Below are 17,258 nucleotides of genomic sequence, written 5' to 3'. Positions count from 1 at the left end.
TCCTCATGAGCGTGTCCTCCTGCTCGGATAAACCCGAGTTCTCTTGTTTACTATTAAGAGGATACGCTCATTCTATTCTATCCACAACTTTTGAATATATCTCATTGTCTCATGGGAAAAGCACTCGCTGTGAGACTCCCTCACAGCTTTTCGAATCTATATCGAATTTCATCTCGCCAATCTGGCCGATCGGCTTCATTCCAATCAGAGAATTCAGCATATAGGCGTACCGATACTGGTCCAACGATGTAGGGCAGGATTCTCCGAAGCCTGCCTCTGAAACACCGATGGCAGGTTCCGGGGAAACCTGCCCTACCATCCTGAGTGTCAAGACCGACGCTGCAATCTCCAGAGCTATACTCGGAAACTGATTGTCAGTTTTCGGCGTGATGAACTTATTTCCGTCCCTGAACAGAACTGATGCTGTTGTGGTTTCCCGAACCATCCCTGCCTTGTCGACCAGCAGAGCATCATCAAAACCTCTCTGCATTGTGGCTCTCCTGGCGAGATAGTAGTGCATGTAGTTCATGCTCTTGTGCGCGCAGAGGTGCGAATCATGATGGTATGGCGAGACATCCAAACGATAGATCTTCTCACGATTCAGAGTGTACGGATAAGCGGTTATCAACGGCGTCGCGGGAGAAGCATCAGTCTCGACAGGGTAATATATGTTGATTCTGGCATTCTCCTCAGTCAGCCCGTTTCTCTTGACAACATCGGGAATCAACTCATCAAAGTCGGCGAGCTCGTATGGTATCTTGTAGAATTCGAGGCTTCCGGTAATTCGCCTGACATGCGTCTGCAAGTGGCAGACTATGCTGCCGTTATAGAAGATCGTCTCGAAGAACCCGACTCCGAATCTGAATATGGGACTCCGGATATCGAGCGAAATGCTATCTGCATGAAATGCGTTCTTGTAGTAGTAGATCACAGTCCAAATACTCTTCTGAATTTGTCGGTCTTGGCCAGCGTTTCGAGATACTCCCTCTCAGGGTCTGATTCAATTACGATACCACTCCCGGCAAAGAAACGAAACACCCCTTCCTCGTTGTCATAATACCCGGTGCGGATCGCAATAGATGATTCCATATTCTTCTCATCACGGATCACGAAGAAACTGCCGCAATATACATCTCGAGAGTGCGGCTCCAATTCATCTATGATCTCCATCGATTTCTTTTTCGGGCAACCGGTGACTGATCCACCCGGAAAGGCGTCGAGCAGCAGATCGATGCATGTCCTGTCATGCCTCAGCGTCCCGTGAACATTCGAGTACATCTGAATCAGGTTATCAACCAGGAACGTTGATTTATGTCCCTCGACACGCACAGAGTTGTATTCGCAGTTGAGCGAGATGTCATTTCTGATCAGATCGACAATCATCGAAAGCTCGGTGCTCTCTTTGGGTGACTCTGTCAGTTGTCGTATCATCGATTCGTCGAATTGCTCAAACTGGAGAGTTCCCTTGATCGGTTGAGACAACACGGCACCGTCTTGCACTGCCAGGAATCTCTCAGGTGATGTCGAGATGATATCGAACGGCCCAGTCGTGAAACACGCATAGTAAGGTGTCGGGTATGTCTCATGGAGATAGCCGAACAGAGTTGGAGTGTGCAGATTCGGTTTCTCAAGCGAAAACTCGATCGTCAGGTTTATCTGATAGGTGTAGCCGTCCCTGATGAAATCCAGCACTCTTTTCACTCGATCGATATACCGGCCGCCATCCAGCGATTGCTCGAGTTTGTATGAAGCATCATCAGGAAATGGGTAAGTGCAGGTCTGATTCTCAGATTCAAATATGGTTTCCTCAATTTCAGTTACTGTATGCTTCGGCCCACCGTGTACTTCTAAGAACTCCGACGAACGATCATACTTCAGCAATGCAGAATATTTCTTAAGATGTCCAAGCGGGAACTGTGACAGCTTGCGGACCGGGATATTCTTCAGTTTCAGCCCATATTCGTAGCTCAGGAAGCCGAATGTCGGGTTCGCATCTGAGAAGGCGAAGCTGGCGATATCAGATCGACTCGTCTTTTCGGTGACCAGCAATTCGCTATATGGCCTAAGTCCGACAATGTCAGAGCCTGCCCCCCAGACTCCCGGGAAGAGATCGGCGCCGAACCGCTCAGCCAATCTACAGGAGATCGCTCGAAACTGCCTGCGGTCGAGCTTTATGGATGAAATCGATTGCGTAGTCAATGAAATATCCACCATCCGTGGTCAGGAATGATTCCGGGTGAAACTGATATCCGAGGATTCTCTTCGACCTGTGCTGCAGCGCCATCGGCACGCCGCCAGAGTTGACAGCTATCACTTCAAGATTGGCCCCGACTCTTTTCACGCAAAGCGAATGGTATCTTGCCACATCCAATGACCGGCCTTCGAATTCAATACGCTCTGTCCTCCCGTGAATGCATCCATCGAGTCTGGCCGTCTCACCGCCAAAATACTCGTTGATGATCTGCATTCCGAGACAGATTCCGAGGATCGGGATGTCAGAGTCCAGCATGTGTCTGTAACCAGTATACTCCGACGGTTTGCCCGGCCCCGCAGATATCACAATCAGGTCATATTGCGACGGTTCGACAACAGAGAGCCGCGTATATGGCACCACAACCGGGTCGGTCTGCAACCGTTGAGCGATCAGGTGCTTGAGATTGCCCGTGAAGCTGTCGTCATTGTCAATTATGAGGATCCTCATTAGATGCCAATATAACTGCCTCCGCTGAAGCGAGAAACTCCTTTTTCACTCATTACTCACAAATTTGAGCATCCATGGATTCGGGGCGAAGAGAAAGAATAACAATAGAAATGACAATTATTGAATGTGGGCATTTCTTTTGAAACCTGATCGCATTCCTCACGTCTGTAAGAGTGGAGCTGCAGGCTTATGTAACAGCTTACATTTTGGAAGGAGATTAGAAATGAAACGCGCACTGTTACTGACCTGCTTATCCGCTTCGTTGCTTGTAATCACATTCTCGATGGCCTCTGCTGATGATGCTGAACCGACTGAACGCGTTGTCCCAGAGCTGCAGGCGTATCGAATCAATCCTCATGCACCTGTGATCGACGGAGTTCTCAGCGATGCGATCTGGGATAGCTCCAACATCCAACGGACATCCTCTTTTACTCAAAGAGAGCCTGATGACGGCATGGCGCCGACGGAATCTACGACTGTTGCGGTGGCCTACGATGACGATGCGGTCTACGTAGCATTTTGGTGCTATGATTCGGAGCCTGATAAAGTTACCGGCCAGTTGGTTCGGCGGGACCGTGAAGCTGAATCGGATTGTGTCACCTTCAGGGTAGATCCATTCCACGATCACCAGACCGGTCAAGCATTTGAAGTGAGCGCGGCCGGGGTTCAGCGCGACTGTCGATATTACAATGAGAACAATGCTGATATGTCCTGGGACGCTGTGTGGGAGAGCGGTGTCAGCAGGCAGCCCTGGGGCTGGTCGGCAGAAATACGGATTCCATATCACTGCCTGCGTTTTTCCAATAAGGAAGAGCATATTTGGGGAGTTGACTTCCAGCGGCGCATAAGCCGCAAGGAGGAGTATGCGCGCTGGGCACATGTTCCCGTATCTACCGGTGGATTTGTCTCTAATTTCGGCCATCTGACCGGACTCAGGGGGATAGTCTCGGCGAGTCATTTGGAATTGCTCCCGTATGCTGTCTCCAGTGTTGAGACGGAGCCAACCTCGCCGGGAAATCCGAATGGAAGGGATCTCCTGGGAAACGCAGGATTCGATCTCAAATATGCACTCTCTTCGAATCTTGTTCTGGATGCAACATTCAACCCGGACTTCGGGCAGGTCGAATTGGATCAACCGGTCATCAATTTGTCAACCTATGAGACTTTCTTCTCCGAGCGACGACCTTTCTTTCTTGAAGGTTCTGATCTGTATGAAACTGACTTCATGCTCTTCTATTCCCGTCGTATCGGGCGTACTCCCTGGAGAGATGCTGATGACGACGAATTTGCTTATTTCACAAGCTATCCCAAATCGACCACCATTCTGGGCGCGACGAAATTGACTGGAAGGCTTTCGGAGAGAACATCGATTGCACTGTTGAGCGCGGTTACCGAAGAAGAAGTCGCAAAATATGCCGCAGAGACAAATGTAGTCCTCGATTCCGCATGGAATGGGGACGAGCTCGAGACGACAGTCGTATCGGCAGATACCGTTTTCAGAGACGTCGTAGTTGAACCGACCGCAAATTACACCGTCCTGCGGATAAAACGAGACATTCTGCGAAACTCCAGTGTCGGCGGTATGCTGACAATGGTAGGGCAGGAGAGTGTTCATCCATCAATAACCGGAGGCTTTGACTGGAGGCTATCGACTAACAACAGCGCCTGGGTGACTCGAGGGCAGGCAGTATTCAGCCGTGTCGATGGTGATGTTACCGGTTACGGTTTCGATGCGACTTTCGAGAAAGCGGGAGGACAGCATGTGCACGGGGCGTTTGGCTTCACTGTGAAAGATCCCTATTTGAGCATGAATCGACTCGGCTACACATCGCGATCAGATACACGCCATGTATGGGCATGGATGCAATATGTGACCACAGATGACTGGTGGATAGTCCGCAATTCATACCACAACTTGAACTACTATAGTTCATGGAATTTCGATGGCGTCCGCTATCAACTCGGTGGTAACTACAATACGTATATCGAGTTCAAGAACTTCTGGTCACTGGGTGGCGGCGTCGAGTTTCAGGGGGAGAGATACAGCGACGTCGAAACCCGTGGCTATGGACTCTGGGAATGGCCTGTCCGCCCGACAATCAGCTGGTGGTTCAGTCTGAATACTGACCAGAGGAAGAAATTGTCGTTCAACTGGAATCCGGGAAGCGGCGCGGACAGGGGTGGATCATGGTGGGCAAACTATCTCGGATTCGAGTACCGCCTGCGGAGCAACATGGAATTCTCTCTGGGTGCCAACTATTCAAAGTACACGCGCGATACTCGTTGGGTTGCCACTGATTATAATGAAGAGAAGCCGGTTTTTGGCGATCTGTATCGTGAAACAGTGTCCCTCTATGCAAGCGGAGGCGTCGTAGTCAATCGCAATCTGTCGGTGCAGCTCTCGGCACAGGGGCTGATTTCGGGACTCGATTACCGAAACTACAGACATTATCTCGGTGGACAGGACTACTCCGATCCGCTTACGGGATTCAACAATGACTACAATTATTCGGCGTTGAACTCGACATTGCTGCTGAGATGGGAATATCGCCCCGGCAGTACGTTGTACATGGTCTGGACGCGATCGTGTCCTGAATTCGATGACAGCGTCAACAATCTCGACTTCTCTCGAGACTTCAAACGGCTATTCTCCGGTAATGCGCAGAATGTCTTCCTGATCAAAGCGAGTTACTGGTTGAATATATAGCAGCACATGGAAGTGTGATAATGCGCCTGTCTTCGAACGAAGATGGGCGCTGTTATTTCAGCCAGCCGTGTCGTAGAATGTCTCGAAGATGGTAGGTCAGAATGATGTCTGCGCCTGCTCGTGATATTGAGTAGAGGTTTTCGAGCGTGAGCTTCTTCTCATCCGCGTAACCCTGCTGTGCCATTAGTTTCACCATCGCATATTCACCTGAGACATTATAGGCGGCAACAGGCAGCTCGAACGCGGTCTTGACATCTGAGATAACATCTAGATAGGCAAGCGCAGGCTTGACCATAACAATATCCGCGCCCTGCTCGACATCAAGTGCGACCTCTTTGAATGCCTCGCGGCGGTTGCGAAAGTCCATCTGGTAGGATTGCCGGTCGCCATGCTGAGGAGCTGATTCCGCGGCATCTCTGAACGGTCCGTAATATGCCGACGCGTACTTTGCGCTGTATGCCATGATGATGGTGTCAGTGAATCCGGAATCATCGAGACCATCTCTGATCTCTCCGATGCGACCATCCATCATATCCGACGGACCGACGCAGTCACAGCCAGCCCTCGCGAGGTCAATCGCCATCTGAGTCAACACGGGCAGAGTGCTGTCGTTGTCGATCTTGTCACCTGAGACCAGCCCACAGTGCCCGGATTTGGTATAGCCGCAGAGACAGACATCTGCAGAAATGAAAAGGTCATCTCCATACTTATCTTTGAGCATGCTGGTCGCGACGTTCACGACTGATTTCTCTCCGAGCGCTGAGGATGCCTGCGCATCCTTCGTTTCGGGTACGCCAAAGAGCATGACGCGCTTGATACCAAGCTCGAAATCTTTGGCAATAGATTTCACGAGAGAATCGGGAGATTCTCTGAAGATGCCCGGCATGCTTGAAATTTCAAGCTTCACATTCTTCCCCTCGCAGACGAAATAAGGCTGAATCATGCTGGATACCTTCAGAGATGTCTCAGCTACCATGTCTCTAATGAGCTGGTTGGCTCTCAGTCTTCTCGGTCGATTTACCAAATCTGTCATATCAATCTCCTCAACAATATCATAGTCGGGTATCTCTCGGTGACTCTATTCTGTGGTCAGTTTCAAGTATGCTTCGTTTACCATGGACTCAGGATCATTACCCTTAACCTCGGTTCGCCGCAGTCTTTTCCATGCACCATCTTCCCCAATTCCGAAGACCGCTCTCAGATGATACGCATCTTTCCGTACCGACGACAGTGCTCCAAGAGGAAGCTGGCAACCACCTTCGAACTTCTCGAGAAGCCCCCTTTCCAGGCGAACTTGAACTCGTAAATCAGGTTCATCCAGCTTTGATACGATCTCTCGAGTGTCGAGATCATCGCTCCTGATTTCGATGCCGAGCATTCCCTGCGCGGGGGCTGGAACAAATGTCTCCACATCGAGCAGGATACTCCGCAAGTCGGAAATATCGTGTTCGATTCTGCCCAGACCCGCATCAGCTATGATAATAGCGTCATATAGTCCATCACGAAGCTTATTTACGCGAGTCGGGACATTGCCTCTTAAGTCCTTTATCGTCAGATTCGGCATCAAATCCGCAATCTGGCATTGCCTCCTGACAGATGACGTTCCGATTGTGCCGTTCGGTATCACACCAAGAGGCTGACTCTCGTCGTACGATTTCGGTCGAATCAGCACCCGTTCGCGGGGATCGACACGGAAACATACAGCACCGACCTGAAGGCCGTCAGTCAATTCGGTCTGTAAATCCTTTAGTGAATGCACGGCGAGATCAATTCCACCGGAAAGAAGCTCTTCCTCAATCTCCTTCGTGAAAAAGCCCTTTCCTTCCATCTTCGAAAATGAGACGTCATCGATCCTGTCGCCGGTCGTCTTGATGATCTTGAGATCAGTCGGGATATTGGTCAAAGCGGCGAGTTTCTCTCGAATGAATCTTGCCTGCCAAAGTGCCAGTTCAGATCCGCGAGTGCCGATTGTGAGTTTCTTCATCCGATCTCCACGCATTGACGTTGCTGACTTCGGCTGCAATAAACACAAAACCAGTGAATTTGCAAGCTGGACGATATCAATTCACATTAAGGTCTCCAACAGTCAACATGTTCCCACGGACTTAATTCGGAGGAGATTTGGAAGAATTTTCCTTCCCATCCGAACTTATTTCTTCCAAATGACTCCATTGGACAGATTGCCCTGTGTGTAATGCACTGTACAGCATGATGATACACTATGCCGTTCTCCCGGCACTCATCTTGCAGATTGTCCCAATGCTGGAGTCCGTCATGGCTTCAGAGGGGAGACTGTGGATGCGAAACAAGATATGTCTGATTCTTAGTCTGTTCTTGATGAGTTCAGTCGGACTGAGTCAAACTCTGCCCGTCGACAGCGACTTCAGATCGTTCCACAATAGCTTCATCAGGAGACTGGTGAATCAGGGAGCCTACCGCCTGCTGATTGAGAATAGTCGACCCTATGCTATTGGCGATCTCGAGGATTCACTGATCGACATTGAGCGCCTGTCTGCCCTGGATCTGCGTCTCTCGGACTATGTTGCTGAGGCAATCCAATCCTATACAAGACATGGTGACCGCGTTTCCCTGAGGCTCGATCTAAACTCTCAGGGTGATTACCGGGAAGGCTCGGCCGCAATGAGTTCTGAGTCGTTTTCAGGGCATCTGTTCTGGCGACCTAATCCGAGATTTGCAGTCGTATCGAGTTTCGCTTTCGATGAGAGACTTGCCGATGACCCGACCTACACCGGCAAGGTATGGAGCGGGTTTGCTGGGCGGGTCGACTATGCGTATATGCAGTTCGATCTGCCGTACTTCCGTGTGTATTTCGGCAGAGACAAGACAGTATGGGGACCCGGCAGGCGTGGCAACCTTCTTCTCTCGGGAAATTCAAATGCGATGGATATGGTGAAGTTGTCGGGAGGATGGGGACCGTTTCATTATACGACGATCACTGCGGTGCTCGATCCCGATGAGATCACCGTTTCTTATCCGGATACATCGGTGTCGATGCGCATCAATCGATATTTGTCAGCGCACCGTTTAGAGATAAAACCGATGAACATGCTGACTCTCGGCTTTTCGGAGAGTGTAATCTACGGCGGCGTCGGCAGGCAGATTGAATTCTACTATACGAATCCGCTGACCTGGTATCACGGTGAACAGTTGAACAAGAACAATGACGATAACACGTTCCTTTCATTCGACTTCTCGTTCTATCCGCGCAAAGGCGTCAATCTGTATGGTGAATTCATGGTTGATGATTTTCAGATCGAGAAAAAATCGAAGGGGGATGATGAACCGAACGAACTCGGCTATATCGGAGGCATCTACATAACCGATCCGATCAAGAATTCGAATCTCGATCTTTCATTCGAATACACGCGCATCAACAACTGGACCTACAATCAAGGAAGTGCGTGGAACAGATATGTGTACGACGGCAAGATTATCGGGCATTTTCTCGGTCCCGACAGGGAGAGCATCTATCTCAGTCTCAAGAGATGGTTCCTTTGGGGCGGTTGGGTGCAGCTCTCCTATGAGCGGCAGAATATCGGTGTGGGGAATGTGTTCGCTGACTGGACAGACCCGTGGCTGTTCAGCACCGGACAATACGAAGAAAAGTTTCCGACAGGGATCGTTGAAAAGCGAGATATATACGGAGTGTCCGTCAATATATTTCGCTTTCAAAGCATCCAAATCGATCTCGACAACTTCCTCGTGGGTGTGAGGAATCGAGGTAATGAGCCCCACACTCTGGAAACGAATTATGAGGGAAGGTTGACAGTCAGCGGGACTTTCCCGTTGCTCTGATAACGCACTCCAGGTCCAGGCGCGACATTACAAACTCGGTGTAGAGATTCAGCTACAGACCCTCTGCGGTGTTGTTGGCTGCGTCTTCCCTGTCGTAGAAGTTGAGAATCTTCTGCCAGGCATCTTCGGCGGTATCGCAGAATCTGAACAGCTTGATATCGTCCGGATCGATTGTCCCTTCAGCTACCATGAAATCAAAGTCGACGAGTTTTTTCCAGTACTCGGTGCCGAAGAGAATAATCGGTAAATGTTTAACTTTGTGAGTCTGAACAAGAGTAAGCGCCTCAAAAAGTTCGTCCATCGTACCGTAGCCTCCGGGGAACGCAATCAGCGCCTTGGCTCGGAGGAGGAAATGCATCTTGCGGATGGCGAAGTATCTGAACCTGAAACAGAGATCTCTTGTGATATACTTATTCGGTTTCTGCTCCAGAGGAAGGGTGATATTTAGGCCTATGCTGACAGCTCGCGATTCATGCGCCCCTCGATTGGCAGCTTCCATGATACCTGGTCCACCGCCTGTGACGATAACGTACTCGCGCTTTATCGGCCTTTGAGACTTCTTGGAGACGATTCTGGCGAATTCGCGAGCCTCGTCGTAGTAATGCGACTTGGACAGGACATTCTTCGCTGTCGCAAGTCTGCGCTTGAGCAACTCGCTTTTCGGATTCTTCTTCAACCTCTTCTCGATAGCTTCAACTCTTTTCTGAGCCTTCTTCTTCTCGACAATTCTCGTCCCGCCGAACACTACGATTGTCGATTTGATATTGTGCTCGGAGAGCACCAATTCCGGCTTCAACAGCTCCAGTTGAAGGCGTACAGGGCGAAGCTCATCGCGGTCGAGTAGCTCAGTGTCTCGGTTAGCGAGTATATAAGATGGGCATTCGTCCCACCAATGTTTGCGAGTATCGTGATCGGCCATCAAATCTCCATTCGGCAAAGTGAATCCGGCAAAGCTCAAACATACGAGATTTGTGTGGCTCGCGCAAGCAAGATGTTGCAGTCCTGATGTAGGTTTCGGCTGAATTGCGGGAATCTTGATGAAGGCTGGCAGTGGTTGTGAAAACCGCACCCCGCGAAGGATGCGGGGCACGGTCGTCTCGGATTGTGCTCTACTTCCCCTTTTTCGATTTGATAGTTGCCGCTTTCGATACCAGATCGACGAATTCAATAACGTCAGCGTCGTCTTGCATCTCCTGAGATATGCTCCAGGCCATCTCGCGCACGAGTGAGTATGTTGACTCTTTCGCCCAGTAGCTGCCGCGCATGATTTCTGCGAACTCCGCCGCCACCGCTGACAGTCTGTATCGTGCGCTGCAGTCATGAAATGACTCATTGATGTCACCGACTGTGATCTGCCTCGATAGCTCCGTGACTTCGCTGCCGTCAGCATTCTTGAAACGCATGGTGAAGCTTCCGATGGTGTCGGACACGCCCTCTTTCAGCTTGATTTCATAGAGTGCTGTGCAGGAATGACCGGAACCGATCTCTCCACCGTCGACAGTGTCATCGCGGAAATCCTCGTCTTTGACATCGCGATTCTCGAATCCGAGCAGGCGATAACGATCGACTTTGTCCGGGTCGAACTCAACCTGAATCTTGACGTCGCGAGCGATTACTTCAAGAGATCCGGTGAGGTTATCCACGAAGATCTTCTTAGCGTCCTGAAGATTGTCGACATAGGCATAGTAGCCGTTGCCCTTGTTGCCGAGCTTTTCGAGGAGTACATCATTGTAGTTGCCGAGACCGAATCCGATAGATGAAAGCGTGATACCCTTCTTTACTTGATTTTCGATCCGTTTGAGAAGGCTGTCAGCGCCGGTACGGCCAACATTGGCAACCCCATCAGAGCAGAGAATCACCCTGTTGATGGCGCCTTTTTTGAAGTGCTTCTCGGCAAGATTGTAGCCAAGAACGAGACCCTCTTCTGCGTTTGTTGAGCCTTCAGGAACCAGACTTTCGATGCCACTGATGATCTTGTCTCTGTTCTTGACTGATGTGTGCTCCAGCACTGTCCACGCATGCGACCCGTAGACGACTATCCCAACGAGATCATCCTCGCGCAGCTCATCAACAAGCATGCGGAGCGCCTTGCGGACAGTCCCGAGGCGATCCTCGCGATTCATCGAGCCGGAGACATCGACAACGAATGTGAGAACGGCAGCTCTTCTGTCATCCGGCGGAATCACGCGCCCTTTCAAGCCGATCCTGAGCAGGTTATAGCCTTTGCCGAATGGTGATGGTGAACCGTCGATATAGATTTTGAAATACTCGCTCTCAGGCGCGGCATAATCGTAGTCAAAATGATTGACGAATTCCTCGACTCTGACCGCTTCTTCAGGCGGAATGTTTCCCCGCTGCAAATAAGTCCTTGCCATGATATATGAAGCATCATCAATGTCTACTGCAAATGTTGACAACCGGTCGTCCTCGGTCGGTATGAACGGATTGACGCCGTAGTGCTTGAAGAACATTGCATCATACGGCTCTGCGTTTGGTGGTGTTGTGCCACCGTGCGCCATTGGAGACGACATTGCGGCATCGGTCGGGCCGAGACCGGCCAATGAACTGTAACGCTTCACGACTCCCACGGTTGCTGCAACAATGCCATCGACGTCCTGTACCGGCATAGCCTTCACTTGTTCTTGAGAAATGACTACACTGGATCGCGGCTCTGTTTGTTCCATCACGTCTCTGACGCCTTTACAGGTCTGAACTACTTCTGTCTCCATCGTTGTGCGCGACATCTCAACAGAGACTTCAGTCGTATCCCCGGCGACTACTTTTACTGTATCAGACTGGATAGTATGGTAGCCGACCAATCTGAACGAGAGCGAGTATTGACCCGGCTCTACCGTGTGAATCACATATTTGCCTTCCGGGTCAGTGATTTTACCCATTGTCGTACCGACGATTTGCACAGCCACCGAGGGAAGCGGCTCGCCGGTCTTTTTGTCGGTTACGGTCCCCTTAATTACGCCGCAAATGATGGCTTCAGTGCTTATCGAGCCGATAATAAGAATGAAAAGGGTGGCGATAAGAACCGCTGCGCCAATACTGAGTCTCATACTCTGCTTTCTCATTTGACACCTCCTGAGGTTGCTGGAACCGGGCGGTTTGTGTGAATCAGTCTCTTATGTACCAGACATCAGAGGCAGAGTTTTATTCCTACCCTTGCGGTTAGTACGTCGCTGATCGCAATATCAAACGTCGGTGAAGACATTGTATGGTGAAAGGGGGCAATAACTAATGGTTGACACCGTAATGACAAGAATCTTAATTGGCAGAACCATGAGTTTCAAGTTCGAACAGCTTACAAAGACCTCGCGAGTCGAAATCTCACGTTCGGCTCTGCTGCACAATGTTCGGACCATCCGGAGCATCATTGGCGACGGTGTCGATATCGCTCCCGTCGTCAAGGCGTGCGCCTATGGACATGGTTATAATCAGGTGGTTGATATACTTAAGGGCGAGAAAGTGAGATTCTTCGCTGTTCATTCGATCGATGAAGCTGAGACTCTCACAAAATCATATCCGAATCTTCCCATTCTGATTCTCGGATATGTCCCTGGTGAATATCTCGAACATGCCGTCCGCAAGGACTGGCGGCTGACAGTCTTTAATGTTGAGACAATTCAAAAACTTGCCCAGATAACCGCCAGTCTCAACCGGAGAGCCTTCGTGCATCTTAAGCTGGAAACCGGCACTAACCGCCAGGGCATCATCGAAAGCGATCTGCCGGCGTTTATCGAGCTGACTCGCAGCAGTCCACAGGTGGTGCTCGAAGGTGCAGCCATGCATTTCGCCAACATTGAGGATACGACTGATCACAGCTTCGCGAAGATGCAGCTCGAACGGTTCAACCGCATGATGGAGTTGTTTGAGCGAGCGAAGGTCAACGTACTGATCAGGCACGCCGCGTCATCTGCAGCTTCGCTGTTGTTCGAAAAAACTCACTTCAACATGATCCGTTTCGGGATTTCGATGTACGGCCTGTGGCCATCGAAGGAAACATATCTTTCATATATGCTTGCCCACGGCGAGGATTCTCTGTTGAAGCCGGTGCTTTCATGGAAATCGATAATCGGTCAGATCAAGGAAGTCCCGTCAGGTGATTATGTTGGCTATGGTTGCACCTATCGTACGACTACAGATTCAAGGATCGCGGTCATTCCTCTCGGCTATTTCGACGGATATGATCGCAAGATGTCGAATCTCGCCCATGTGCTCATTCGCGGCAGGCGTGCGCCTGTGCGGGGTCGCATTTGTATGGACATGTTTATGGTCGATGTCACAGCAATTCCGAATGCGAGCCTCGAAGATGAGGTTGTGCTGATAGGTGAGCAGGGGGATGAGAAGATCACGGTGGAGCAGCTTGCAGGCTGGGCAGGAACGATCAATTATGAGATTGTATCGAGAATTAATCCTCTGCAGCCGAGGGTGATTGTCGATTAGAAGGAAGCCAGCATGATCACGCGCGATATCAATGGAGTGGACACATTCATCAAGATAGACGGTTCCGGAGAGCCGATTGTGTTCGTTCATGGTCTCGGGCTCGATAGTTCGATCTGGGACGATCAGATTGGATGCTTCTCGAAATCACATGAGACGCTTGTCTATGACCTCAGAGGGCACGGCAAGACGGATGCTCCCGAGACCGGCTACTCGTACCAGCAATATTCGGATGATCTTGGCGCAGTAATTGACGAGTGCCTTCGCCCTCCAGTGCATATTGTCGGCCTGTCGATAGGCGGTGCGATTGCATTCCACTATGCGCGGCAGAATGCACATAATGTCAGATCTCTCACGCTGGTAGGGACCCATATCTGTGGCTATACAGCTTTCGAGGGCTGGCCGAATGTGTACAAGATCGCCAAGACCAATGGCCTCGATGCCGCGAGAGATACATGGAAGGATTTCCGACTGTTCGAATCAGTCAAGCAGGACGAGTATCGCTGGCAGAAATTGTGCAGAATGATCGATGGCTTCTCATGCGCGCCATGGACCGATCCGAACCCGCGTTACAAGGACGACGATGACTTTGCGCAAGCGAGTGACATGTCCTCGCCGACGCTGATTGTATCGGGAACTGGCGACGCAGACTTCCGACCGATATCGGAGCATCTCGCACTCAATCTTCCCGACAAGAGATTTGAATCAATAAACTGCGGGCATCTTGTCAATTTCGAAGAGCCGGATGAGTTTAACGAGGCGCTTGGCGCCTTTCTGAGAGAAATATAGTGATAGATCAGACAGCCGGGCCAGAAGTAAGGCTGAAATTCGTCGCAAGCTTCATGGTTGTAATCATACTTAGCGGAGTCGCAGGCTACGTGCTGATCGAGGATGCGTCATTTCTCGATGCACTCTATATGACCGTGATCACGCTGACGACTGTCGGGTTCCGCGAAGCTGTCAATCTGCACGAATCGGGAAAGATATTCACGATTATCCTGCTACTCACCGGCGTTGGCACTCTGTTTTATGCTGCCGGTCTTGTTGTACAGATGTTTCTTGAGGGGCAAATTGGAAGTCTTATTGAAAAGCGAAGGATGGATCGAAGGATTACTAAAATGAAAGATCATTATGTTGTAGCTGGATATGGCCGCGTTGGGCAGGCCGTGTGCAAAGAACTCAGAAAGCGCGGCAAGCATCTTGTCGTGATTGAAAATAACCCTGATCTTGAGGAAATACTCAAACAGAACGAGAAGCACTACATTCCGGAGGATGCAACGCAGGATGAAGTACTTGTCAGAGCGAGTATCAGCTCAGCCAATGCGCTCATCTCGACCATAGCTGAAGAAGCTCACAATGTTTATCTGACTCTCTCTGCACGCCAGATGAATCCGGACCTTTTTATTATCGCAAGAGCCGACACTGCGGAGTGTCAGAAGAAGCTCTATCGAGCCGGCGCGAGCCGCGTGATCTGTCCCCACGAACTCGGCGGCCTCAGAATGGCTATGGCGACTATTCGGCCTAACTTGGTAGATTTCATGCAGATCGGAACCTCAAGCACTGACCTGGGGCTCTCCATTGAAGAGGTTAAGGTGAAGGCTGGTTCGAGATTGGTGGGGGTGCCTCTCAAGGATTCAGGTATCAGGAGCGAGCTCGACCTGATGGTGGTTGGCATCAAGAAGGAGGGCCTCGATATGATAATCAACCCTGCAGCAGGTGAGATAATAGGCATGGGTGACATATTGATCGTCATTGGTGAAGACGAAAACCTCTCCAAATTCGATGAGTATGTCAGCACGTAAATACAGCATCGCTTCAAATAGGGGGCGCAGTCCCGTGAGTCGACAATTGTCCCTTGCCGCATTTCTGTATTTTCTTGCGGTTGTTTCTGTCCAGCTCTTTACAGTTTGCACGCTTGCAGCTGATCTTTCTCCCATCCCAACGGATAGCTGGCAAAATCGTGAACTAGACTGGCTGCTGCTCAATCCTCCGATCGACGAGACTTTTCAAATAGGTTCCCGGCCGTATCTGCGTGATGACATTGCCCGGCTCGCTGCAGAGAATGGACTGACAGGAAACCGCGCTATCGAATGGAAGCGTGGCAAACTCCGCGCTGAAAGGGAAGAGCGGTACGTACTCAGATCGGGAATCAAACCCAAGCTCAGTATCCGTACGAAAATATCCCCATACAGCATTGTCAGTTTCTCTGATAGTATGAGGCCACTTTACAGGACCGGGCTGAAGGATGAGATTGCTATCATGCCGGCGGAGAATGTTACGATCTATCTCAGAGGTCGTATCGAGAACAAAGGCGAGCGTGATTCTTTCTTCAAAGGGACTAAATGGAAGAAGAACCTGACAGGATATTTCGATTACGGTCTGCTGGTCTATCGGACGGGCGGGCTGACGCTTCAATATGGCAGAACATTTCGTGTTTGGGGATCGGGAGACACCGATCGACTACTGCTATCCGACAACTCGCCAGCCCTTGATCAGCTCTTCGCCCAATATAGCTACAAACGCTTCATGTTCCAGACTTTCATCGCAAGCCTCGATGATCTTCAGGCTGCGCCAGATAGCTTAGTGGAGAGATTTCTCGCCGGACACAGAGTTTCTTTCAAGCCGAGGCGGAATCTCGAGATCGGACTGTCTGAGACAGTCCTTCACGGGCGGCAGTCCGGCCCCGATTGGATATATCTCAATCCCATCTTGCCATACTACTGGGAGCAATACAACATTAGGCAGAACGACAACGTCTATATGGGAGCCGACTTTGTCTGGTGGCCATTTGCGGGAACACGCATTCACGGCGAACTGCTCATCGATGATTTCCAGATTGATTTCAAGAGCGAGCCGCACCAGGTAGGGTTCGACATCGGATTTTCGCGTCTCGGAGTGCTCGGTCAGGAACGTCTCAGGCTGGACGGCCAGTATACGAAGATACGAAAATACGTTTATGGTCAGGTGCGTCAGCAGAACATCTTCACCAACAATGGAATCGTGATTGGGTCATCGCTCGGCCCCGACGCTGATCGCGCCCGTTGCAGAGCATCATACTCGCTGTCGAGCGATATTACTCTGTGCCTTGGTGGTTCACTCGTACGGAAGGGTGAGGGAAGGGCGACAGATCCGCAATCAAGTGCCGTACCGAAAGGCGAGGCCTTCCCCTCTGGAATTGTAGAGCGAGCTTCGACGATATATCTGGAGATGTCCCTGCTGGGCGGGACTGTCCTGGATCTGGAAGTGGAAGCTGGATTGTATAAAGTCGACAATCTCGCAAATAGACCTGAAAGGCTCGAATCTCCATATATAGACATACAGATCCAATATGATTTCCAGAGGTGGTTTCTTCTTTAGCCATTATCTCATCCTCAAGGGGAGAGTTCAGAATCTCCCTGAGCGAGGTACCCGAATCAAGATATTAGATGGATCAAGTCCCACATACTAGTGTCCCGTCAACCACATAATGTAGGATACAATCTCTTTAGTTTAATCCTGGCATCTTCATTGGTGAAGCGCCAATCTACCTTTGCCTCTATTTCATTTCGCTGTGTTTGCCAGGCGGCAATCTCGCGAGCAAGTGTT

14 protein-coding genes are annotated in these 17,258 nt (G+C 50.4%); 6 read left to right on the top strand and 8 right to left on the bottom strand.

The genetic code is table 11. From position 1 onward, the window contains the following. Positions 1–109: 109 nt before the first annotated feature. Genes KKH67_00725 through KKH67_00715 form a run of 3 tightly spaced genes read right to left on the bottom strand, consistent with a single transcriptional unit; the run spans position 110 to position 2,701 of the window. Positions 110–931 (bottom strand): aminotransferase class IV, encoded by an 822-nt coding sequence (locus KKH67_00725; GenBank protein ID MBU1317695.1) that lies wholly within the window; start codon positions 929–931, stop codon positions 110–112. Beyond that, positions 928–2,199, bottom strand: a complete 1,272-nt coding sequence (locus KKH67_00720) for a chorismate-binding protein (GenBank protein MBU1317694.1) — start codon at positions 2,197–2,199, stop codon at positions 928–930. Before KKH67_00720 ends, KKH67_00725 begins: the two co-directional genes overlap by 4 nt. Continuing rightward, positions 2,135–2,701 (bottom strand): aminodeoxychorismate/anthranilate synthase component II, encoded by a 567-nt coding sequence (locus KKH67_00715; GenBank protein ID MBU1317693.1) that lies wholly within the window; start codon positions 2,699–2,701, stop codon positions 2,135–2,137. Before KKH67_00715 ends, KKH67_00720 begins: the two co-directional genes overlap by 65 nt. 223 nt (positions 2,702–2,924) lie before the next feature. Here KKH67_00715 and KKH67_00710 point away from each other — a divergent pair, with 223 nt between their 5' ends. Next, complete coding sequence (locus KKH67_00710) at positions 2,925–5,408, top strand: carbohydrate binding family 9 domain-containing protein (GenBank protein MBU1317692.1); 2,484 nt, start codon at positions 2,925–2,927, stop codon at positions 5,406–5,408. A gap of 52 nt (positions 5,409–5,460) precedes the next feature. Here KKH67_00710 and hemB read toward each other — a convergent pair whose 3' ends face one another. Together hemB and hemC are read right to left on the bottom strand one after the other, a co-directional pair. After that, a complete protein-coding gene (hemB, locus tag KKH67_00705) occupies positions 5,461–6,441 on the bottom strand; it encodes a porphobilinogen synthase (protein MBU1317691.1) in 981 nt (326 codons plus the stop codon). Between the two features lie 45 nt (positions 6,442–6,486). Then, on the bottom strand, positions 6,487–7,392 hold the full coding sequence (gene hemC / locus KKH67_00700) for a hydroxymethylbilane synthase (protein ID MBU1317690.1): 906 nt from the start codon (positions 7,390–7,392) through the stop codon (positions 6,487–6,489). Positions 7,393–7,706: 314 nt separating this feature from the next. Here hemC and KKH67_00695 point away from each other — a divergent pair, with 314 nt between their 5' ends. Then, the gene (locus KKH67_00695) at positions 7,707–9,224 is read left to right on the top strand and encodes a capsule assembly Wzi family protein (protein MBU1317689.1); all 1,518 of its coding nucleotides are present in this window, start codon (positions 7,707–7,709) and stop codon (positions 9,222–9,224) included. 52 nt (positions 9,225–9,276) lie between these two features. On the opposite strand, the gene KKH67_00690 is transcribed toward KKH67_00695, so the two are convergent. Both KKH67_00690 and KKH67_00685 read right to left on the bottom strand, forming a co-directional pair. Next, complete coding sequence (locus tag KKH67_00690) at positions 9,277–10,143, bottom strand: TIGR00730 family Rossman fold protein (protein ID MBU1317688.1); 867 nt, start codon at positions 10,141–10,143, stop codon at positions 9,277–9,279. 190 nt (positions 10,144–10,333) lie between these two features. After that, complete coding sequence (locus tag KKH67_00685; GenBank protein MBU1317687.1) at positions 10,334–12,304, bottom strand: von Willebrand factor type A domain-containing protein; 1,971 nt, start codon at positions 12,302–12,304, stop codon at positions 10,334–10,336. A gap of 181 nt (positions 12,305–12,485) precedes the next feature. On the opposite strand from KKH67_00685, the gene alr reads away from it, so the two are divergent. The 4 genes from alr to KKH67_00665 are packed head-to-tail and all read left to right on the top strand — an operon-like array spanning position 12,486 to position 17,030. Further along, the gene (alr, locus tag KKH67_00680; GenBank protein MBU1317686.1) at positions 12,486–13,676 is read left to right on the top strand and encodes an alanine racemase; all 1,191 of its coding nucleotides are present in this window, start codon (positions 12,486–12,488) and stop codon (positions 13,674–13,676) included. A gap of 12 nt (positions 13,677–13,688) precedes the next feature. After that, positions 13,689–14,462, top strand: a complete 774-nt coding sequence (locus tag KKH67_00675) for an alpha/beta fold hydrolase (protein ID MBU1317685.1) — start codon at positions 13,689–13,691, stop codon at positions 14,460–14,462. Further along, positions 14,462–15,475 (top strand): potassium channel protein, encoded by a 1,014-nt coding sequence (locus KKH67_00670; protein MBU1317684.1) that lies wholly within the window; start codon positions 14,462–14,464, stop codon positions 15,473–15,475. The genes KKH67_00675 and KKH67_00670 overlap by 1 nt, the downstream gene beginning before the upstream one ends. Positions 15,476–15,509: 34 nt before the next feature. Then, entirely contained in the window at positions 15,510–17,030 is a 1,521-nt protein-coding gene (locus KKH67_00665) for a capsule assembly Wzi family protein (protein ID MBU1317683.1), read from the top strand. Between the two features lie 98 nt (positions 17,031–17,128). Here the strand turns inward: KKH67_00665 and KKH67_00660 are convergent. Next, the coding region (locus tag KKH67_00660; GenBank protein ID MBU1317682.1) for an IS630 family transposase at positions 17,129–17,258 on the bottom strand (130 nt) is incomplete at its 5' end.

Source organism: Candidatus Zixiibacteriota bacterium, assembly GCA_018820315.1.
In the GTDB taxonomy this organism is placed as follows: domain Bacteria; phylum Zixibacteria; class MSB-5A5; order JAABVY01; family JAHJOQ01; genus JAHJOQ01.
This window is presented reverse-complemented; position numbering and strand designations above follow the sequence as displayed.